This is a genomic window from Serratia sp. B501 (assembly GCF_051172315.1).
GTDB lineage: Bacteria > Pseudomonadota > Gammaproteobacteria > Enterobacterales > Enterobacteriaceae > Serratia > Serratia ureilytica.
In genome coordinates this window covers 236,125-255,228 of sequence record NZ_JBPIZB010000002.1, presented here as the reverse complement: position 1 = coordinate 255,228, position 19,104 = coordinate 236,125, and the positions used below count along the sequence as shown (strand labels likewise).

20 protein-coding genes are annotated in these 19,104 nt (G+C 62.7%); 12 read left to right on the top strand and 8 right to left on the bottom strand.

Annotation, left to right across the window (positions count from 1 at the left end; all coding sequences use genetic code 11):
* Positions 1-18 precede the first annotated feature (18 nt).
* Positions 19-672: a carbonic anhydrase gene (locus ACSBQV_RS07630; protein WP_033642426.1), complete on the bottom strand. Its 654-nt coding sequence runs from the start codon at positions 670-672 to the stop codon at positions 19-21.
* 111 nt (positions 673-783) lie between these two features.
* Between ACSBQV_RS07630 and cynR the strand changes: the two genes are divergently transcribed.
* Positions 784-1,734 carry a transcriptional regulator CynR gene (gene cynR / locus ACSBQV_RS07625; protein WP_099784358.1) on the top strand — a complete coding sequence of 317 codons (951 nt, stop codon included), beginning with the start codon at positions 784-786 and terminating at the stop codon, positions 1,732-1,734.
* On the opposite strand, the gene ACSBQV_RS07620 is transcribed toward cynR, so the two are convergent.
* Both ACSBQV_RS07620 and ACSBQV_RS07615 read right to left on the bottom strand, forming a co-directional pair.
* Positions 1,658-2,089, bottom strand: coding sequence for a hypothetical protein (locus ACSBQV_RS07620; RefSeq protein WP_099784360.1), 432 nt, complete (start codon positions 2,087-2,089; stop codon positions 1,658-1,660). The two genes, cynR and ACSBQV_RS07620, sit on opposite strands and share 77 nt — an antisense overlap.
* A 58-nt stretch (positions 2,090-2,147) precedes the next feature.
* The gene (locus ACSBQV_RS07615; RefSeq protein ID WP_033642428.1) at positions 2,148-2,615 is read right to left on the bottom strand and encodes a winged helix-turn-helix transcriptional regulator; all 468 of its coding nucleotides are present in this window, start codon (positions 2,613-2,615) and stop codon (positions 2,148-2,150) included.
* 63 nt (positions 2,616-2,678) lie between these two features.
* Here ACSBQV_RS07615 and ACSBQV_RS07610 point away from each other — a divergent pair, with 63 nt between their 5' ends.
* Together ACSBQV_RS07610 and ACSBQV_RS07605 are read left to right on the top strand one after the other, a co-directional pair.
* A complete protein-coding gene (locus ACSBQV_RS07610; RefSeq protein ID WP_033650586.1) occupies positions 2,679-2,906 on the top strand; it encodes a tautomerase family protein in 228 nt (75 codons plus the stop codon).
* Between the two features lie 139 nt (positions 2,907-3,045).
* On the top strand, positions 3,046-4,638 hold the full coding sequence (locus ACSBQV_RS07605) for an ABC-F family ATPase (RefSeq protein ID WP_033642430.1): 1,593 nt from the start codon (positions 3,046-3,048) through the stop codon (positions 4,636-4,638).
* Between the two features lie 51 nt (positions 4,639-4,689).
* Here ACSBQV_RS07605 and moeB read toward each other — a convergent pair whose 3' ends face one another.
* On the bottom strand, positions 4,690-5,445 hold the full coding sequence (gene moeB, locus ACSBQV_RS07600) for a molybdopterin-synthase adenylyltransferase MoeB (protein WP_099784364.1): 756 nt from the start codon (positions 5,443-5,445) through the stop codon (positions 4,690-4,692).
* A gap of 2 nt (positions 5,446-5,447) precedes the next feature.
* Positions 5,448-6,686: a molybdopterin molybdotransferase MoeA gene (gene moeA / locus ACSBQV_RS07595; RefSeq protein WP_099784366.1), complete on the bottom strand. Its 1,239-nt coding sequence runs from the start codon at positions 6,684-6,686 to the stop codon at positions 5,448-5,450.
* 157 nt (positions 6,687-6,843) lie between these two features.
* Here moeA and ACSBQV_RS07590 point away from each other — a divergent pair, with 157 nt between their 5' ends.
* From ACSBQV_RS07590 to ACSBQV_RS07555, 8 genes are all read left to right on the top strand, one after another.
* Positions 6,844-7,380: a DUF924 family protein gene (locus tag ACSBQV_RS07590; protein ID WP_033650589.1), complete on the top strand. Its 537-nt coding sequence runs from the start codon at positions 6,844-6,846 to the stop codon at positions 7,378-7,380.
* Positions 7,381-7,738: 358 nt separating this feature from the next.
* Positions 7,739-8,695, top strand: a complete 957-nt coding sequence (locus ACSBQV_RS07585) for an isoaspartyl peptidase/L-asparaginase family protein (RefSeq protein WP_434991431.1) — start codon at positions 7,739-7,741, stop codon at positions 8,693-8,695.
* 19 nt (positions 8,696-8,714) lie between these two features.
* The gene (locus tag ACSBQV_RS07580; RefSeq protein ID WP_046686700.1) at positions 8,715-10,589 is read left to right on the top strand and encodes a dipeptide ABC transporter ATP-binding protein; all 1,875 of its coding nucleotides are present in this window, start codon (positions 8,715-8,717) and stop codon (positions 10,587-10,589) included.
* 23 nt (positions 10,590-10,612) lie between these two features.
* Entirely contained in the window at positions 10,613-12,148 is a 1,536-nt protein-coding gene (gene gsiB / locus ACSBQV_RS07575) for a glutathione ABC transporter substrate-binding protein GsiB (RefSeq protein WP_099784368.1), read from the top strand.
* Between the two features lie 52 nt (positions 12,149-12,200).
* Positions 12,201-13,121, top strand: a complete 921-nt coding sequence (gene gsiC / locus ACSBQV_RS07570; RefSeq protein ID WP_025302141.1) for a glutathione ABC transporter permease GsiC — start codon at positions 12,201-12,203, stop codon at positions 13,119-13,121.
* Between the two features lie 9 nt (positions 13,122-13,130).
* Positions 13,131-14,051: a glutathione ABC transporter permease GsiD gene (gene gsiD, locus ACSBQV_RS07565; protein WP_199169664.1), complete on the top strand. Its 921-nt coding sequence runs from the start codon at positions 13,131-13,133 to the stop codon at positions 14,049-14,051.
* A gap of 69 nt (positions 14,052-14,120) precedes the next feature.
* On the top strand, positions 14,121-14,363 hold the full coding sequence (locus tag ACSBQV_RS07560; RefSeq protein ID WP_078061989.1) for a type II toxin-antitoxin system CcdA family antitoxin: 243 nt from the start codon (positions 14,121-14,123) through the stop codon (positions 14,361-14,363).
* Positions 14,364-14,365: 2 nt separating this feature from the next.
* Entirely contained in the window at positions 14,366-14,674 is a 309-nt protein-coding gene (locus ACSBQV_RS07555) for a CcdB family protein (protein ID WP_025302144.1), read from the top strand.
* Between the two features lie 36 nt (positions 14,675-14,710).
* On the opposite strand, the gene fghA is transcribed toward ACSBQV_RS07555, so the two are convergent.
* Genes fghA through ptrR form a run of 3 tightly spaced genes read right to left on the bottom strand, consistent with a single transcriptional unit; the run spans position 14,711 to position 17,643 of the window.
* The gene (gene fghA / locus ACSBQV_RS07550) at positions 14,711-15,553 is read right to left on the bottom strand and encodes an S-formylglutathione hydrolase (protein ID WP_015377214.1); all 843 of its coding nucleotides are present in this window, start codon (positions 15,551-15,553) and stop codon (positions 14,711-14,713) included.
* A gap of 14 nt (positions 15,554-15,567) precedes the next feature.
* Positions 15,568-16,692, bottom strand: a complete 1,125-nt coding sequence (locus ACSBQV_RS07545; RefSeq protein WP_016928454.1) for an S-(hydroxymethyl)glutathione dehydrogenase/class III alcohol dehydrogenase — start codon at positions 16,690-16,692, stop codon at positions 15,568-15,570.
* Positions 16,693-16,722: 30 nt separating this feature from the next.
* Positions 16,723-17,643 carry a putrescine utilization regulator PtrR gene (gene ptrR, locus ACSBQV_RS07540; protein WP_047572137.1) on the bottom strand — a complete coding sequence of 307 codons (921 nt, stop codon included), beginning with the start codon at positions 17,641-17,643 and terminating at the stop codon, positions 16,723-16,725.
* Positions 17,644-17,748: 105 nt separating this feature from the next.
* Between ptrR and ACSBQV_RS07535 the strand changes: the two genes are divergently transcribed.
* Positions 17,749-18,906, top strand: a complete 1,158-nt coding sequence (locus tag ACSBQV_RS07535; RefSeq protein ID WP_099784370.1) for a YbfB/YjiJ family MFS transporter — start codon at positions 17,749-17,751, stop codon at positions 18,904-18,906.
* Positions 18,907-19,104 lie beyond the last annotated feature (198 nt).

The following is a 19,104-nucleotide window of genomic DNA, read 5'->3' as shown; positions in this document are numbered from 1 at the left end:
TTGGCTCCTTTTGTGGGCTTAAAAACGGGCGATCGCCGGCGTGGCGGTCACCTCGGGATGGGTGGCGAGCGGCACGAAGCGGCGGGTTTCGCCGTCCAGCGCCTCGATAGCGCCGCTGGCGATGTCATAGACCCAGCCGTGCAACGCCAGGCGGCCCTGATCCAGCGCCAGGGCGACGGAAGGGTGCGTTTTGATGTTGTTGAGCTGGGCGATGACGTTCTCGCGCACCATGGAAGCGACCCGCGCTTCGTCGCAGGCGTGCGGATAAGCCTGATTGACCGCCTTGGCGGAATCGGCGTAACGCAGCCAGCCGGCGACTGTCGGCAGGTGATCCAGACACTGGCAGGTGGCGATGGCGGTCATCGCGCCGCAGTCGGAATGGCCGCAGATCACGATATCTTCCACGCCCAGCGCGGCGACGGCGTACTCGACCGAGGCGGTCACCCCACCGGGTTCGGGGCCGAAAGACGGCACGATGTTACCGGCGTTGCGGATAACGAACAGATCGCCCGGCTCGCGCTGGGTGACCAGCTCCGGCACCAGGCGGCTGTCGGAACACGAGATAAACAGCGTGCGCGGGTTTTGGCGGGTCGCCAGCCGCTGAAACAGCGCCGTGCGTTCAACAAAGGCTTCGCGCTGAAACTTCAGGAAGCCTTCAATCACCTCTTTCATTGTTTTTCTCCCTGGGGGGTAAGCGATGACGGCATGATGAACGCTTCTGGCTATAGGGTCTAAGACCCATTTATAATGCTGGCTATAGGTTTTACTAATAGCTGGGGCGCTATGCTGCTGCGACATATCCGATATTTTCTGGCCGTTGCCGAACAGGGCAATTTCACCCGCGCCGCCGAAGCGCTGCACGTCTCGCAACCGACGCTCTCCCAACAGATCAAACAGCTGGAGGATGCGCTGGGAGCGCCGCTGTTCGATCGCAGCGGCAGAAGGGTGCAACTGACCGACGCCGGTGAGGCCTGGATGCGCTATGCGCGCCTAGCGCTGCAGGATCTGGACGCGGGCGCGCGGGCGATCCATGACGTGGCGACGCTGGCGCGCGGCCATTTGCGGCTGGCGATGACCCCGACGTTCACCGCCTATCTGGTGGGGCCGACGATCGATGCGTTCTATCGCCGTTACCCGGGGATTACGCTGAGCATTGAGGAGATGGCGCAAGAGCGGATCGAGGCGCTGCTGGCGCAGGATCGGCTGGATCTGGGGATTGCCTTTGAGATGGCGCAGTCGGTGGACGTGGAAGCCTCGGTGTTGTTCAGCGAGACGCTGGAGCTGATGGTCGGCGCCGACCATCCCCTGGCGGCGCGGCGTCGGCCGCTGACGCTGGCGGAGTGGCAACATCTGCCGCTGGCTTTGCTGAGCGGCGACTTCGCCACGCGGCAGTTTATCGATCGCTACTGCACACAGCTGGGATTTCGGCCGCAGGTGGCGGTGGAGGCCAATGCGCTGGGCGCCATCGTCGAGATCGTGCGGCGCGGGCAGCTCGCCACGCTGTTGCCGGCCGCGATTGCGCGCGAGAACCGGCAGTTGAAAAAGGTGGCGCTGGCCAACGCCATGCCGGCCCGTCAGGCGGTATTGCTGCAGCGCCAAGGTGCTTACCGCAGCGCCGCCGCGCAGGCGTTTATCGCCGTCTTGCAGGAACAGGGCGTTACGCCAACGCACTCCAGCGCTGCGTCATCCCCAGCAGATGCACCAGCCCGAAGCCGAGGCAAATCAGCGAGCTGACGACGATGAAGCGTTGGCTGCGGCCGGTATCGCGCAGGGCGAAAGGGCCGGCGACGCCGCGCAGCAGGTAGATAAAGGTGATAATAAACAGCGCGGGCCGCAGCAGCGGCAGCGGTGCGATCAGGCCCGCGCCGGACAGTGCGTACAGCGCCCAAATAAACAGCACCAGCGAGATGCCGGCGGTGACGACGGCCGGGAACTTTTTACCCGCTTCCGCCGCCTTAATGAAGCGATCGCCGGCGCCGCACAGCCGATAGCCGCGCGGCCCGGCGGCGATCACCCAAATATGCAGCAGGGCGGCGATGGCGCTCAGCGCGGCGCCGATCAGCAGCGCGGTGTTATAGAGGTGTGGCATGGTTCAGCATCCTTGTCCTAAATCAGTCTGGTATCAAGCGTAGACCAGAATGGGTAAGTCAGGCCGGGGGGAGCTCAACGGCCGACATTTGCAGCGCGTCTTCAGGCACTACGTGCGCCTGCGCATCGATAAATGCCAGCTGCACCGGCAGCCCGCTGCGTTTATCCACCAGTTGAACGTGGGGGCTGTCATGCAGAATATGCCGGTGGCCCCACGCCATCAGCGCAACCAGGATGGGCCCCAGGCTGCGCCCCTTGTCCGTCAAGACATATTCATGTCGTTCGCGCTCGCCCGGCTCCCGGTAAGCGCGTTTGGCCAACAGTTCTTGTTCTACCATGGCATTCAGACGGTTGCTCAATGCCTGGCGCGAAGCGCCGATATTCTCGCGCAGCTCTTCAAAACGGCGGACGCCGTAGAATGACTCGCGCAGGATCAGTAACGTCCAGCGATCGCCAAGCAGATCCGCGGCCTGCGCCAGCCCGCACAGGGCAAGAGAAACGGTAGGGAGATCGGGAGATTTTGACATGGGCATTTTCCTTCGCTAACCTAAGTCTTGTTTTTAGACTTATCTATATTCAAGGAGAGTATAATGCCATTTGTTAATGTGCAAACGGTGAAAGGCATGCTGGATGAACGGCAAAAAAGCGAATTGCTGTCCCGCATTACCGAACTGCTGGTAGAGATAGAAGGGCGAGGCGATCCGGCGTTCAGGCAGTCGGTTTGGGTCCGAATCGATGAACATGCGCCCGAACAATGGAGCCTGGGCGGCGTGCAGCCGACGGCGGCGATGATTGCCGCGAAGTTCCCGCCGCGTTAATTCAGCTATGCCGCCTGCGAAAAGGATCGGATGCCGCAGGCGCCGCTCAAAATGTCACCGAAACTTCCCGCGATCTCTGCACCCCGTTGTGGCATAATGCGCGCCAAATCACATTCCCTATGTATAAAGAGCGAGCGCTGTGTTAAGCACTAACAACATCACCATGCAGTTCGGCAGTAAGCCGTTGTTTGAAAACATCTCTGTCAAATTCGGCGGCGGCAACCGTTACGGCCTGATCGGCGCCAACGGCTGCGGCAAGTCCACCTTTATGAAAATCCTCGGCGGCGATCTGGCGCCGAGCGGCGGCAACGTGTTCCTCGATCCGAACGAGCGCCTCGGTAAACTGCGTCAGGATCAGTTCGCCTTTGAGCAGTACAGCGTGCTGGATACCGTGATCATGGGCCACACCGAACTGTGGGCGGTGAAGGAAGAGCGCGACCGCATCTACGCATTGGCGGAGATGAGCGAAGAAGACGGCTATAAAGTGGCCGATCTGGAAGTGGCCTACGGCGAAATGGACGGCTACAGCGCCGAAGCGCGCGCCGGCGAACTGTTGCTCGGCGTGGGTATTCCGGTTGAGCAGCACTATGGCCCGATGAGCGAAATCGCGCCGGGCTGGAAGCTGCGCGTGTTGCTGGCGCAGGCGCTGTTCTCCGATCCGGAAATCCTGCTGCTCGACGAACCGACTAACAACCTGGACATCGACACCATTCGCTGGCTGGAAAACGTGCTCAACGAGCGCAACAGCACCATGATCATCATCTCGCACGACCGTCACTTCCTGAACATGGTCTGCACCCACATGGCGGATCTGGACTACGGCGAACTGCGCGTTTACCCGGGCAACTACGACGAATACATGACCGCCGCCACCCAGGCGCGCGAGCGTCTGCTGGCGGACAACGCCAAGAAGAAGGCGCAGATCAATGAGCTGCAATCGTTCGTCAGCCGCTTCAGCGCCAACGCCTCCAAATCCAAGCAGGCCACCTCGCGCGCTCGTCAGATCGACAAGATCCAACTGGAAGAGGTGAAAGCCTCCAGCCGCCAGAACCCGTTCATCCGCTTCGAGCAGGACAAGAAGCTGTTCCGTAATGCGCTGGAAGTGGAAGCGCTCACCAAGGGCTTCGATGAAGGCCCGTTGTTCAGCAAGCTGAACCTGATGGTGGAAGTGGGCGAGAAGGTCGCGGTGCTGGGCGCCAACGGCATCGGTAAAACCACCCTGCTGAAAACGCTGGTGGGCGACGCGCAGCCGGACAGCGGCACCGTGAAATGGTCGGAAAACGCCCGTATCGGTTACTACGCGCAGGATCACGAATACGAGTTCGACGACACCCTGACCGTGTTCGACTGGATGAGCCAGTGGAAGCAGGAAAAAGACGACGAGCAGGCGGTGCGCAGCGTGCTGGGCCGTCTGCTGTTCAGCCAGGACGACATCAAGAAGAAAGTGAAGGTGCTGTCCGGTGGCGAGAAGGGCCGCATGCTGTTCGGCAAGCTGATGATGCAGCGCCCGAATATTCTGGTGATGGACGAACCGACCAACCACCTGGATATGGAATCCATCGAATCGCTGAACATGGCGCTGGAGATGTACGAAGGCACGCTGATCTTCGTCTCCCACGACCGTGAGTTCGTCAGCTCGCTGGCGACGCGTATTCTGGAAATCACCCCGAACAAGGTGATCGACTTTACCGGCAACTACGAAGACTATCTGCGCAGCCAGGGCATCGTATAACCCTCGCGGCAACGCATCAGGGCGGGAATTACCCCGCCCTTTTTTTATCCGTCACGCCCCGCCGCACACCTCGCAGTGCGGATCCTTCGGCAGTTTCATCTCGCGGAACTGCATGCTCATCGCATCGAACATCAACAGCTTGCCGCGCAGCGGTTGACCATACTCGGCCAGCAGCTTGATGGCTTCCATCGCCTGCAGGGTGCCGATAGTGCCGACCAGCGGCGCCATCACGCCCGCTTCGACGCAGGTGAGGGCGCTGTCGCCGAACAGCCGGCTCAGGCAGCGGTAGCAGGGCTCGCCCGGCTGATAGGTGAACACGCTGAGCTGGCCCTCCATGCGGATCGCCGCGCCGGAAACCAGCGGCTTGCGCTGCGCGTGGCACAGGCGGTTCAGCGCGTCGCGCGCCGCCACGTTATCGGTGCAGTCCAGCACCAGGTCGCAGGCGGCGATCTCTGCCGCAACCGCATCGTCTTCCAGACGACCGTCGATGGCGTCGATGCGGATATGCGGATTGATGGCGCTCAGTTCCTGCCTGGCGGAGGCGACTTTGCTCTGGCCGATGCGATCGTCGCGGTGCAGGATCTGGCGCTGCAGATTGGAGAGCGAGATGGTGTCGAAATCCACCAGCACCAGATGGCCGACCCCGGCCGCCGCCAGATAAGGCGCGGCGGCGCAGCCCAGCCCGCCCAGCCCGGCGATCAGCACGCGGGCGGCCTTCAGCTTCTCCTGGCCGTCGAAGTCAAAGCCGCGCAGCACGATCTGGCGGTTGTAGCGCAGCGCTTCGGCGTCGGTCAATTCCGGCAACATGTTCAGCTCCTCAGCAGGGCGTTGAACGGCTCGATCTCCACCGTTTCACCCGCCGCCACCGAACCGCGTTCGCGCTCCAGCACGATGAAACAGTTGCCCTGGCTGTAGGAGCTGAAGACGTGCGAGCCCTGGTGGCCGGTAGTGCTCACCTCCAGTTCGCCCGCGGCGTTGCTGCTGAACACGCCGCGCTGAAAATCGAGGCGGCCCGGCGATTTCTTCAGCGGCGTCAGCGCCCGCGCGCGCAGGCGCGGCGGCAGGCGCCAGTCGCTGTGGCCGGCCAGCTTCGCCAGCAGCGGTTGCACCAGTTGGTAGAAGGTCAGGGCGGCGGAAACCGGGTTGCCCGGCAGGCCGCAGAACCAGGCGTGGCCCAGTTTGCCGAAGGCGAACGGTTTGCCGGGTTTGATCGCCAGCTTCCAGAAGCTGACCTGGCCCAGCTCGTCGAGCATCTGTTTGGTGTAGTCGGCTTCGCCGACCGAGACGCCGCCGCTGCTGATCACCACGTCGGCCTGGCTGTCCGCTTGTTCGAAGGCGGCGCGCAGCGCATCGCGATCGTCGCGGATAATGCCGAGATCGAGCACGTCGCAGCCAAGCTGCTCCAGCATCAGGCGTACCGCGAAGCGGTTGGTATCATAGATCTGGCCCGCCTGCAGCGGCTGGCCGACCGGCTGCAGTTCGTCGCCGGTGGAGAACACCGCCACCTTCAGTTTACGCATCACCTGCACTTCGGCGACCCCGAGCGAGGCCAGCAGCGGCAGCTGCGCGGCGCCCAGCTTCACGCCGGCCGGCAACACGCTGGCGCCTTGGCGAATGTCTTCACCCGCCAGACGAATATTCTGGCCGGCTTCTACCGGCGCGGTAAAACGCACGCCCTGGTCGCTCACTTCGGCCTGCTCTTGCATGATCACCGCGTCCGCCCCGGCCGGGATCGGCGCGCCGGTCATGATGCGCACGCAGCTGTTGGCCGGCCATTGGCCGTCGAACGGCGCGCCGGCGAAGGCTTTCCCGGCGACCGGCAACGGCGCATTGGCCGCCAGATCGGCGAGGCGCACCGCATAGCCGTCCATCGCCGAGTTGGCGAACGGCGGCACGTCGAGCGGTGAGACCACCGGCGCGGCGGTGATGCGACCGGCGGCGGCGGTCAGCGCGACGGATTCGGTCTGTTGCAGCGGGGCGATCTGCCCGAGCATTTTTTCCAGCGCTTGCTCCAGGGAGATGAGATCGGAAGTATGGCAATGATCCATAAGGGGAACTCCGTAATCAGGGTGCGCATTGATAGCGACAAAGTGCGGGTATTATGGCAGAGAACGCCGGGGGGGAGAACGGGTTATGCCCGCCATCTTTCGCACTGCAGCGCTGGGGCGAACGGGTATAAACTGCGTAAAACAGAGGAGAATCATGATGCATAAACAGGTTATCGAGTTCTGGTTCGACGAGATCGAACCGGTGATGTGGTTCAAAAAGGACGATGATTTCGATCGTCTGCTGCACAGCCGTTTCGGCGAAATCTGGCGGGCGGCGGCGGCGGGGGAGCTGGCGCACTGGCGCGACACCATCGAAGGGCGGTTGGCGGAGGTGATCGTGCTCGATCAGTTCAGCCGCAACCTGTTCCGCGGCACGCCGCAGTCGTTCGCCTGCGACGGCATGGCGTTGATTCTGGCGCAGGAGGCGATCCGCAGCGGCGAGTGCGAACGGCTGAGCCGCGAGCAGCGCGGCTTCCTTTATCTGCCGTTCATGCATTCGGAATCGCCGCTGATTCACCAACAGGCGCTGGTGTTGTATACCGAGCTCAATAACGGCGATCAGCTGGAATTCGAACTGCGTCATAAGGCGATCATCGATCGTTTCGGCCGTTACCCGCATCGCAATGCGATATTGGGGCGCATCAGCACGCCGGAAGAAGAGGCCTTTTTACAGCAACCCGGTTCCGGTTTTTAATCGCGGAGTATCTTCGCCCGGCCGGGAAAAAAACGGCAGGCCGGGCGTCGAAATAATGATTATTCAGCGTGAACGTTTATTTCATGACCCCATGCCGCTATTTCCTCTCGCGAAATTACCAATAATCCCAGCCGCACTCTCAGCGGTTTGCTGCTTTTTATAACCTGCTGTTTTTATTCCAATAAGCTATTTCAAGGTGCGAAACGGTCTAAGCGGACTACGCTAAAAGTGGGGCGTGGACGTTATGCTGTACTTCCACAGTCGGGCTAAATAGCATCGAAAAAAGACTGAATAATAATGATACCGCGCTCAGCTTATTCGCTGTGCTACGGCGGGATTAACACAGGGTGTCAGGCAAATGAGCAAACCAGTGATTGCCATTCATGGCGGCGCGGGCGCAATTACCCGGGCGGCGCTGAGTGCGGAAAAGGAACGGCAGTATATTCAGGCGCTGTCCGAGATCGTGGCCGCCGGTCAGGCGATATTGGCACAGGGTGGCAGCGCGCTGGACGCGGTGACCGAAGCGGTGCGGCTGCTCGAAGAGTGCCCGTTGTTCAACGCCGGCAAAGGCTCGGTGTTTACCCATCAGGGCACCCACGAACTGGACGCCTGCGTGATGGATGGCCGCACCTGCGACGCCGGCGCTGTCGCCGGCGTCAGCCGTGTCCGCAACCCGGTGCTGGCGGCGCGCGCGGTGCTGGAAAACAGCGAACACGTGCTGTTTGCCGCCGAAGGCGCCGAGAAGTTTGCCGCCGCCCACGGCCTGGAAATGGTTACTCCCGACTTCTTCTTTACCCAAGAACGTTTTGATCAGTTGCACCGCGCCCAGGCGGAGCAGGGGCGGGTATTGCTCGATCACGACGGCGCGGTGCAGGCCGGCGAGCCGCTCGATCCCGATCGCAAATTCGGCACCGTCGGTGCGGTGGCGCTGGATGCGCTGGGCAACCTCGCCGCCGCCACTTCCACCGGCGGCATGACCAACAAGCAGGCCGGGCGGGTAGGCGACACGCCGATCATCGGCGCCGGTTGCTATGCCAACAACGCCACCGTGGCGGTCTCCAGCACCGGCACCGGCGAAATCTTCATGCGCGGCGTGGCGGCCTATGACGTCTCCGCCCTGATCGAATACGGCGAGCTCAGCCTGCAAGAGGCCAGCGATCGGGTGGTGATGGAGAAGCTGCCGGCGCTGGGCGGCAGCGGCGGCATGATCGCCGTCGATCGCCACGGCAATATCGCGCTGCCGTTCAACAGCGAGGGGATGTACCGCGGTTTTGGCTATGTCGGCGATGCGCCGTCCGTCGGGATTTATCGCTAAGCGTTCACCGGGAGGGTGTATGACCGACGTTTCATTCCGGCCCGCCGGCGACGGGCTGTCATTGCCGCCGCAGCGGGTGCTGACGGTGCGCGATCTGAGCATCAGCTTTCCTCAAGCGGACGGCACCGTAGACGCGGTGCGCAACCTGTCGTTCGATCTCGATCGCGGCGAGACGCTGGCGATCGTCGGCGAGTCCGGCTCCGGCAAATCGGTCACTTCGCTGGGGCTGATGCGGCTGGTGGAGCAGGGCGGCGGGCGTATCGTCAGCGGCGCCATGACGCTGCGCCGGCGCGACGGTGCGCTGCTCGATTTGGCGCGCGCCTCGCAGCACACGCTGCGCACGGTGCGCGGCGCCGACATGGCGATGATCTTCCAGGAGCCGATGACCTCGCTCAATCCGGTATTTCCGGTCGGCGAGCAGATCGCCGAATCGCTGCGTTTGCATCAGGGCATGGACCACCGCAGCGCGCGCCAGGAGGCGCTGCGCATGCTCGATCTGGTGCGTATTCCGGAGGCTAAAGAGGTGTTGGGGCGCTACCCGCATCAGCTTTCCGGCGGTATGCGCCAGCGGGTGATGATCGCCATGGCGCTCTCCTGCAAGCCGGCGTTGCTGATCGCCGATGAACCCACCACCGCCCTCGACGTCACCATTCAGGCGCAGATCCTGCAGCTGATCCGCGTGCTGCAACAGGAGATGCAGATGGGGGTGATCTTCATCACTCACGACATGGGCGTGGTGGCGGAGATCGCCGATCGGGTGTTGGTGATGCGCCGCGGTGAGCAGGTGGAACAAAATCGGGTGCGCGAGCTGTTCGCCGCGCCGCAACAGGCCTATACCCGGGCGCTGCTGGCGGCGGTGCCGAAGCTGGGGGCGATGGCCGATCGGCCGCTGCCGGCAAAGTTTCCGCTGCCGGATGGCGAGGGCGATGCCGCGCCGCAGGATACCGTGCCGCCAGACGCCGCGCCAATCCTGCGGGTGGAGCATCTGGTCACGCGTTTTGATCTGCGCGGCGGGCTGTTCAATCGGGTCACTCGCCGGGTACATGCGGTGGAAAACGTCAGCTTCGATCTTTACCCCGGCGAGACGCTGGGGCTGGTGGGCGAGTCCGGCTGCGGCAAGTCCACCACCGGGCGTTCTTTGCTGAAGCTGGTGGACAGCCAGAGCGGCACCATCACCTTCGCCGGGCGGCGAATCGATCGGTTGAAGGGGCCGGCGCTGCAGCACCTGCGGCGCGATATTCAGTTCATCTTTCAAGATCCTTACGCCTCGCTCGATCCACGCCTGACGGTCGGTTTCTCCATCATGGAGCCGCTGCTGGTGCACAACGTAATGCGCGGCCGTGAGGCGGAAAGGCGGGTGGCCTGGCTACTGGAACGCGTCGGTCTGCAGCCGGAACACGCGCGCCGCTATCCGCACGAATTTTCCGGCGGTCAGCGCCAGCGCATCTGCATCGCGCGCGCGCTGGCGCTGAACCCGAAAGTGGTGATCGCCGACGAGGCGGTCTCGGCGCTGGACGTGTCGATTCAGGCGCAGATCGTCAATCTGCTGCTCGATCTGCAGCGTGAGTTCGGCATCGCTTTTCTGTTCATTTCGCACGACATGGCGGTGGTGGAGCGCATCAGCCACCGGGTGGCGGTGATGTACCTCGGGCAAATTGTCGAGATCGGCCCGCGGCAGGCGGTGTTCGACAACCCGCAGCACCCCTATACCCGCAAGCTGATGGCGGCGGTGCCGGTGGCCGATCCCGCTCACGCCCACAAACGGCAGCCGCTGCCGGCCGATGAGATCCCCAGCCCGGTGCGCGCGCTGGGCGATGAACCCGTTACCGCACCGCTGGTGCAGGTTGGCGCCGGGCACTTTGTCGCCCGCCACCCGATCGCCGGTGCTTTTTAAAGACCTCAGGAGAGACAAGCGACATGAAGCACACATTCAAACGCAATGCGCTGTTGGCCGCCGTACTGCTGGCGGCGGGAACCGGCCCGGTCTGGGCGGCGAAGGACGCGGTGATCGCCGTGGCTTCCAACTTCACCACCCTCGATCCTTACGACGCCAACGACACGCTGTCGCAGGCGGTGGCCAAGTCTTTCTATCAGGGGCTGTTCGGCTTCGACAAGGACATGAAGCTGGTGAACGTGCTGGCGGACAGCTATGAGGTCAGCAAAGACGGCTTGACCTATACCGTCAAACTGCGTCAGGGCATCAAATTCCACGACGGCACCGCGTTCAACGCCGAAGCGGTGAAGATCAACCTCGATCGCGCCAGCAACCCGGACAGCCACCTCAAGCGCTATAACCTGTTCAAGATGATCGACAAAACCGAGGCGGTGGACGCCAATACGGTGAAGATCGTGCTGAAGGCGCCGTTCTCGGCGTTTGTCAACAATCTGGCGCACCCGGCGGCGGCGATCATCTCCCCGGCGGCGCTGAAGCAATACGGCAAGGAGATCGGTTTCCATCCGGTCGGCACCGGGCCGTATCAGTTCGTGGCCTGGAACCAGACCGATTTCGTCAAGGTGAAGAAGTTCGACGGCTACTGGCAGCCGGGGCTGCCGAAGCTCGACAGCATCACCTGGCGCCCGGTGGTGGATAACAACACCCGCGCGGCGATGCTGCAGACCGGCGAGGCGACCTTCGCCTTCCCGATCCCTTACGAGCAGGCCAAGGTGCTGGAGGGCAACGCCAAGCTGGACGTGGTGGCTGCCCCGTCGATCCTGCAGCGTTACATCAGCATGAACGTCACTCAAAAGCCGTTCGACAACCCGAAGGTGCGCCAGGCGCTGAACTACGCGATTAACAAGGACGCGCTGATCAAGGTGGCGTTCGCTGGTTATGCGGTGCCGGCGGAAGGGCCGGTGCCGCCGGCGATCGACTTCGCTGCCCGCTACAAGCCGTGGCCGTACGATCCGGCCAAGGCGCGTGAGCTGCTGAAAGAGGCCGGTTACCCGAACGGTTTTACTACCACGCTGTGGTCGTCCCACAACCACAGCACCGCGCAGAAAGTGCTGCAGTTCACCCAGCAGCAGCTGGCGCAGGTGGGGGTGAAAGTGACGGTGACGGCGATGGACGCCGGGCAGCGCGCGGCGCAGGTGGAGAGCATCGGGGTGAAAGACACCGGCGTGCGGCTGTTCTACACCGGCTGGTCGGCCTCGACCGGGGAAGCGGACTGGGCGCTGTCGCCGCTGTTCTCCACCCAGGCGGCGCCGCCGAAGCAGTTCAACACCGCATTCTACAGCAACCCGCAGGTGGACAAGGATCTGACCGACGCGCTGGCGACCACCGATCGCGCCGAGAAGCAGAAATTGTATCAGGACGCGCAGGATCGCATCTGGGCCGACGCGCCCTGGATCTTCCTGGCGACCGAACGTCTGTTGTCGGCCAACAGCAAACAGCTGAGCGGTTTCTACGTGATGCCGGATACCTCGTTCAACTTTGATAACGCCGATCTGAAATAAGGCGCCCATCCCCGCCTGCGGCCCGACGGCGGCGGGCGGGGGAAGGAATGAGATGCTCAATTATTTTCTGAAACGACTGCTGGGTCTGATCCCGACGCTGCTGATCGTGGCGGTGCTGGTGTTCCTGTTCGTCCACCTGCTGCCGGGCGATCCGGCGCGGCTGGCGGCGGGGCCGGAGGCCGACGAGGCGGTGGTGCAGCTGGTGCGCAAGGATTTGGGGCTGGATAAGCCGCTGCCGCAGCAGTTCGCGCACTTTTTCGTCAACGCGCTGCGGGGCGACTTCGGCATCTCGATGGTGTCCAAGCGCCCGGTGAGCGAAGAGATCGCCTCGCGCTTTATGCCGACCTTCTGGCTGACCGTGGCCAGCATGCTGTGGGCGGTGGCGTTCGGTCTGGCGATCGGCGTGGTGTCGGCGGTGTGGCGTAACCGTTGGCCGGATCGCCTCGGCATGACGCTGGCGGTGTCGGGGATCTCGTTCCCGGCTTTTGCGCTCGGCATGCTGCTGATGCAGGTGTTCTCGGTCGAGCTGGGGTGGCTGCCGACGGTGGGCGCCGACAGCTGGCGGCACTACATTCTGCCTTCGATCACTCTGGGGGCGGCGGTGGCGGCGGTGATGGCGCGTTTCACCCGCGCTTCGTTCGTCGAGGTGTTGCAGGAGGACTACATGCGCACCGCGCGCGCCAAGGGCGTACGGGAAAGCGTGGTGGTGATGAAACACGGCCTGCGCAACGCGATGATCCCGGTGGTGACCATGATGGGGCTGCAGTTCGGCTTCCTGCTCGGTGGTTCGATCGTGGTGGAGAAGGTGTTCAACTGGCCGGGGCTGGGGCGCTTGCTGGTGGACTCGGTGGAAATGCGCGATTACCCGGTGATCCAGGCCGAGGTGCTGCTGTTCTCGCTGGAGTTCATCCTGATCAACCTGCTGGTGGATATGCTGTACGCGGCGATCAACCCGGCGATTCGTTACCAATGAGGACGCGGCATGATTAAGCATTGGCGGCGCAGCGCCGCACTGAAGGCGATGCCGCTTATCGACCCTAACGCGGTACGCACGCCGTGGGGCGAATTTTGGCGGCGTTTTCGCCGCCAGCGGGCGGCGCTGGTCGCCGGCCTGTTGGTGCTGCTGCTGATTGCGGCGGCGCTGCTGGCGCCTTATCTGGCGCCGTTCGATGCGGAAAATTACTTCGATTACGACCGGCTGAACGAGGGGCCTTCGCTGGTGCACTGGCTGGGCGTAGATTCCCTCGGGCGCGATATCTTTAGCCGCATCCTGATGGGCGCGCGCATTTCGCTGGCGGCCGGGGTGTTCTCGGTGCTGGCGGGGGGGGCGATCGGCACCCTGCTGGGGCTGCTGGCCGGTTACTATGAAGGCTGGTGGGATCGCCTCACCATGCGCGTCTGCGACGTGCTGTTCGCGTTTCCCGGCATTTTGCTGGCGATCGGCGTGGTGGCGATCATGGGCAGCGGCATGGCCAACGTGATCGTCGCGGTGGCGATCTTCAGCATTCCGGCCTTCGCCCGCCTGGTGCGCGGCAATACGCTGGTGCTGAAGCACCTGACCTATATCGAGTCGGCGCGCAGCATCGGCGCCTCGGACTGGACCATCATCCTGCGGCACATCCTGCCGGGCACCCTGTCTTCGATCGTGGTCTATTTCACCCTGCGCATCGGCACCTCGATCATCACCGCCGCCAGCCTGTCGTTTTTGGGGCTGGGCGCCCAGCCGCCGACGCCGGAGTGGGGGGCGATGCTCAACGAAGCGCGCGCCGATATGGTGATCGCGCCGCACGTGGCGATCTTCCCCAGCCTGGCGATATTCATCACCGTGCTGGCGTTCAACCTGTTGGGCGACGGATTGCGCGACGCGCTCGATCCGAAACTGAAGGGGGGAGGGCATCGCTGAATTGGCATACCCCTGTTTTACGAGTATAATTGATGAAAATTTAACCCGTGTATATTACAGGGATGGGGAATGGATATGGCAAATAACAATGTGACGAAAAAGACAGTCAACGTAACCATCGATCGCGATCTTTTCCAGCGCGCAAAATCCCTGGGCGTCAATGTGTCATCCGTATTGACGGACGCATTGAGCGTCCGCGTCAGGGATATTGAGATTCAACAGTGGCGCGAGCAAAATCGCGCGGCGTTAGAAGAACTTAATCGTATCACTGAAGAAAATGGTTTGTTGTCTGATGAATATCGGACATTTTAAATATGCAATTTACCGTATATGACAATACGTATCCGGCATCAGCCTATCCCTACTTACTGGACGTTCAAAGCGATCTTATTGATGTCCTCTCGACCCGGTTAATGATCCCTCTTTATGCTTTGGATAACGTCAGGGTTAAAATTTCTGCACGTTTATGCCCGGAGATTGAGGTCAACGGCGAAAAGTTTCTTGTTATGACGCATGAGATGGCTGCCGTACGTATTTCGCAGATTGGGAAGGCCGTTGGTAATGTCAATGAGCACAGGAATCAAATTAAAGCCGCCATCGATTTTCTGATTGATGGTTTTTGAAGAAATCCGGGCGGTTAAACCGCCCGGATTTTTTTATCAGCGGAACAGGTGCTCGGCGTGGAAACGCAGGTGATCTTCCACGAAGGTGGCGATGGTGAAGTAGCTGTGATCGTACCCCGGCTGAATGCGCAGCGTCAGCGGCCAGTCGCGCTGGCGCGCCAGTTCGGCCAGCCGCGCCGGCTGCAGCTGATCGGCCAGGAACTGGTCGTCGTCGCCCTGGTCGATAAGAACCGGCATTTTCTCCGCGCCGCTGGCCAGCAGATGGCAGCTGTCGTACTGCAGCCACTGGCTCTCGTCGCTGCCCAGATAGGCGGTGAACGCTTTGCGGCCCCACGGCACCTGGCACGGGTTGACGATCGGCGCGAAGGCCGATACCGAGCGGAAGCGCTGCGGGTTGCGAAACGCCATCATCAGCGCGCCGTGGCCGCCCATCGAGTGGCCGAAGATCGACTGACGATCGCTGACGCTGAAGTGCTGTTCGATCAGCGCCGGCAGTTCGGCGCTGATGTAGTCGTACATGCGGAAGTGACGATCCCACGGCGCCTGGGTGGCGTTCAGGTAGAACCCGGCGCCCTGGCCCAGGTCGTAGCCTTCGTCGTTCGGCACCTCGTCGCCACGCGGGCTGGTGTCCGGCATCACCAGCACCAGGCCCAGCTCGGCGGCGATGCGCTGCGCGCCGGCTTTCAACGTGAAGTTCTCATCGTTGCAGGTCAGCCCCGACAGCCAGTACAGCACCGGCGGCGGGTTGTCATCGCGCGGCGGCGGCAGGTAGATGCTGAATGTCATGTTGCAATTCAGGCTCTGCGCCGCGTGGCGATAACGCTGTTGCCAGCCGCCGAACATGCGGTGCTCTTCGAGAAGTTCCAATGACAACGTCATCTCTGCCTCCTGGCTTATTTGTCGAAGTGGATGACGGAACGGATCGATTTGCCTTCGTGCATCAAATCGAACGCTTCGTTGATCTGCTCCAGCCCCATGGTGTGGGTGATAAAGTCGTTCAGCGCGAATTCGCCGTCCAGATAGCGCTCGACGATGCCCGGCAGCTGCGAACGGCCCTTGACGCCGCCGAATGCCGAGCCGCGCCAGACGCGGCCGGTGACCAGCTGGAACGGCCGGGTCGAGATTTCTTCGCCGGCGCCCGCGACGCCGATGATCACCGATTCCCCCCAGCCTTTGTGGCAGCATTCCAGCGCGGAACGCATCACGTTGACGTTGCCGATGCACTCGAAGGAGAAGTCGACGCCGCCGTCGGTCAGCTCGACGATCACCTCCTGAATCGGTTTGTCATAGTCTTTCGGGTTGATCAGATCGGTAGCGCCCAGCTTGCGCGCCAGATCGAACTTGCTGGTGTTGATGTCGATGCCGATGATGCGGCCCGCGCCGGCCATCTGCGCGCCGATGATCGCCGACAGGCCGATGCCGCCCAGGCCGAAGATCGCCACGGTGTCGCCCGGTTGCACTTTGGCGGTGTTCATCACCGCGCCCATGCCGGTGGTGACGCCGCAGCCCAGCAGGCACACTTCCTCCAGCGGCGCTTCCTTGTTGATTTTCGCCAGTGAAATCTCCGGCACCACGGTGTATTCGGAGAAGGTGGAAGTGCCCATGTAGTGGAAGATTGGCTTGCCGTCCTTGAAGAAGCGGGTGGTGCCGTCCGGCATCAGGCCTTTGCCCTGGGTGGCGCGGATCGCCTGGCACAGGTTGGTCTTGCCGGATTTACAGAATTTGCACTCGCCGCACTCCGGGGTGTAGAGCGGGATCACGTGGTCGCCGACCGCCACGCTGGTGACGCCTTCACCGACCGCTTCCACCACGCCGCCGCCCTCGTGGCCGAGGATCGCCGGGAACACGCCTTCTGGATCTTTGCCGGACAGGGTGTAGGCGTCGGTGTGACAAACGCCGGTGGCGACGATCCGCACCAGCACTTCGCCTTTTTGCGGTGGCATCAGCTCGACTTCTTCGATCTTCAGCGGCTGGTTCGGGCCCCAGGCAACGGCGGCGCGGGTTTTGATCATCTCCATCATAGTCTCCTCAGTGGTTTTCTTTTTAAATCAGGCGATATCGACAACGTCTGATAAATCGTTGGGGGTGTTTTCATCAACAGCGGCGGTTTCCGTCTGTTCAATAATCAATTCTTTCAGCGCGCGCACGTTCGGCCCGAACGCGTCGCGGCGCCACAGCAGCCAGGTGGCGGTGTCGGCCACGTCCGGCGGCAGGGTGTGAACCCGAACCCGCTCATGGCCCGGCAGCAGGCTGAGCACCGAATGCGGGATCATCGCCAGCCCGGCGCCGCTGGCGACGCAGGCCAGCATGGCGTGATAGGACTGGATCTCCATGATCTGCCCCGGCCGCGCGCCTTCGCGCTTGAACCAGGCCTCCAGCCGCAGGCGGTAGGAACAGCTGGCGCGAAAGGCGAACAGCGTTTCGCCGTTGGCGTCTTTGGCGCTGTGGATCGGCGCGTGATCGAGACAGGAGATCACCACCATATGTTCAGGATAGGCGATGCAGCCGTTTAGCTCGTCATAGGGCACCGGGCCGTCGACCAGCGCTGCCGCCAGCGTGCCGGCGCGCACCCGATCGGCGATTTCGCCGGAGGTGCCGGTAGTCAGCGACAGAGACACCTGCGAGAAACGCTGGTGGTAAGCTGCCAGCAGCGAGGGCAGGCGGGTGGCGGCGGTGCTCTCCATCGAGCCGAGAGCAAAGTTGCCCGCCGGTTCGCCGGCATGGGTGATGCTCATAGCCTCGTCGCTCAGCGCCAGGATGCGATTGGCGTAGCACAGAAAGTTATGGCCCATCGGCGACAGGCGCAGGCGCTGTTTTTCGCGGATAAACAGATCGGCGCCCAGCTCCTGCTCGAGCTGGCGCAGCCGGGTGGTCAGATTCGACGGCACGCGGTGCAGCTGCTCGGCGGCGCGGGCGACCGAGCCGGTTTCCGCTACGCAGCAGAACATGCGAAGCTGGGTCAGATCCATAATATTCTCGTTTCGTGATGAACTTGATGACTATTATTCAGTTTTTGTGAGTTTAATACTGCGGCATGATACTGGCAACTTTCTTTTAACCTTTTGGATACCGGTATGGCTTTACGTATTGCCTTGAGCGGGTTTGCCGCGCTGATCGTGGCGATGGGCATTGGCCGCTTCGCTTTCACCCCTCAGGTGCCGCTGATGATCGCTGACCACCAGTTCAGCCTGACCGGCGCCGGGCTGGTGGCGGCGATCAACTATTTGGGATACCTGTGCGGTGCCTACGACGCGATGCGCGCCACGCGCCACGTCGAGCGGCGCCTGTGGCTGGGCGTATGGGGCGCGATGGCGCTGACGCTGCTGTCGGCGTTGGCGCAGGATGAATGGACCCACGGCGCGCTGCGCTTCGTCATCGGCTGGGCCAGCGGCTGGGCGATGGTGCTGGTGGCGGCCTGGACCAACGAGCGGTTGGCGCACTACGGCCGGCCGGCGCTGAGCGCGGCGGTGTTCGCCGGGCCGGGCGCCGGCATCTTCCTCAGCGGCATGCTGGCGGTGGGCATCAACGCGCTGGGGCTGACGGCGGCGCAGGCCTGGCTGGTGTATGGCGGGCTGGCGCTGGTGCTGGTCGGGGGGATTAGCACCTTTCTGCCGCGCAGCGGCGAGCTGCATCGCCCGGACGTGGCTCCGGAGCCGCTGCTGCTGACGCCGGCGCTCAAGCGTCTGGTGTGGAGCTACAGCCTGGCCGGCTTCGGCTATATCCTGCCGGCGACCTTCTTGTCGCAGATGGCGGCGGCGCGTTTTCCCGACAGCCTGTTCGCGCAGTTCGTCTGGCCGGTGTTCGGCGGCGCGGCGGTGCTGGGGATCGTTATCGGCATTGTGACCCGCCATCGGCTGACCACCCAAACCCGGTTGGCGATCACGCTGTGGGTACAGGCGCTCGGCGTACTGAGCGCCGAAGTGGTGCCGGGCGTGGCCGGCCTGGCGCTCGGGGCGTTGCTGACCGGCGGCGGTTTCCTCTGTGTGGTGCAGCTCGCCCTTCAGCATGGCCGTGAACTGGCGCCGCGCCATGCGCGTTACATGGCCGGATTGCTGACCACCGGTTATGCGATCGGCCAGCTGGTTGGGCCGATGCTGTCGGCGCTGTCGACCGCCTTGACCCATCGGTTGGAACCGGCGCTGTATGTGGCGGTGATAGCGCTGTTGGTGGCCGGAGGGCTGGCGGTGAATACCCCGGCGCGGCGGTTGGCGCAAAAAACGGCGACTCGGTGATTAAAATCCATACAAAAAGCGTGGAGACCCGCAGCCGGCCTGATTGTGCTAAATGCGAAGATTTCACCTCTGGATGAAGCACTATCACTGGATAATCGCCGCGCTCTCATCTACAGTGGGGGCAAAATCTTGACCGGGTTCACGTTATCCACCACGAAAACTCTGCCGTCACGAGAGCAAGCAATTCGCCGGCCGCAC

Coding starts and splice junctions, on each gene's coding strand:
- cynR (WP_099784358.1), top strand. CDS start 784: ATGCTGCTGCGACATATCCGATATTTTCTGGCCGTTGCCGAACAGGGC.
- ACSBQV_RS07610 (WP_033650586.1), top strand. CDS start 2,679: ATGCCATTTGTTAATGTGCAAACGGTGAAAGGCATGCTGGATGAACGG.
- ACSBQV_RS07545 (WP_016928454.1), bottom strand. CDS start 16,692: ATGGAGATGATCAAAACCCGCGCCGCCGTTGCCTGGGGCCCGAACCAG.
- ACSBQV_RS07560 (WP_078061989.1), top strand. CDS start 14,121: ATGGATATGGCAAATAACAATGTGACGAAAAAGACAGTCAACGTAACC.
- fghA (WP_015377214.1), bottom strand. CDS start 15,553: ATGACGTTGTCATTGGAACTTCTCGAAGAGCACCGCATGTTCGGCGGC.
- gsiD (WP_199169664.1), top strand. CDS start 13,131: ATGATTAAGCATTGGCGGCGCAGCGCCGCACTGAAGGCGATGCCGCTT.
- gsiB (WP_099784368.1), top strand. CDS start 10,613: ATGAAGCACACATTCAAACGCAATGCGCTGTTGGCCGCCGTACTGCTG.
- ACSBQV_RS07535 (WP_099784370.1), top strand. CDS start 17,749: ATGGCTTTACGTATTGCCTTGAGCGGGTTTGCCGCGCTGATCGTGGCG.
- ACSBQV_RS07555 (WP_025302144.1), top strand. CDS start 14,366: ATGCAATTTACCGTATATGACAATACGTATCCGGCATCAGCCTATCCC.
- ACSBQV_RS07620 (WP_099784360.1), bottom strand. CDS start 2,089: ATGCCACACCTCTATAACACCGCGCTGCTGATCGGCGCCGCGCTGAGC.
- ACSBQV_RS07590 (WP_033650589.1), top strand. CDS start 6,844: ATGCATAAACAGGTTATCGAGTTCTGGTTCGACGAGATCGAACCGGTG.
- ACSBQV_RS07615 (WP_033642428.1), bottom strand. CDS start 2,615: ATGTCAAAATCTCCCGATCTCCCTACCGTTTCTCTTGCCCTGTGCGGG.
- ACSBQV_RS07580 (WP_046686700.1), top strand. CDS start 8,715: ATGACCGACGTTTCATTCCGGCCCGCCGGCGACGGGCTGTCATTGCCG.
- ACSBQV_RS07630 (WP_033642426.1), bottom strand. CDS start 672: ATGAAAGAGGTGATTGAAGGCTTCCTGAAGTTTCAGCGCGAAGCCTTT.
- ptrR (WP_047572137.1), bottom strand. CDS start 17,643: ATGGATCTGACCCAGCTTCGCATGTTCTGCTGCGTAGCGGAAACCGGC.
- gsiC (WP_025302141.1), top strand. CDS start 12,201: ATGCTCAATTATTTTCTGAAACGACTGCTGGGTCTGATCCCGACGCTG.
- moeA (WP_099784366.1), bottom strand. CDS start 6,686: ATGGATCATTGCCATACTTCCGATCTCATCTCCCTGGAGCAAGCGCTG.
- moeB (WP_099784364.1), bottom strand. CDS start 5,445: ATGTTGCCGGAATTGACCGACGCCGAAGCGCTGCGCTACAACCGCCAG.
- ACSBQV_RS07585 (WP_434991431.1), top strand. CDS start 7,739: ATGAGCAAACCAGTGATTGCCATTCATGGCGGCGCGGGCGCAATTACC.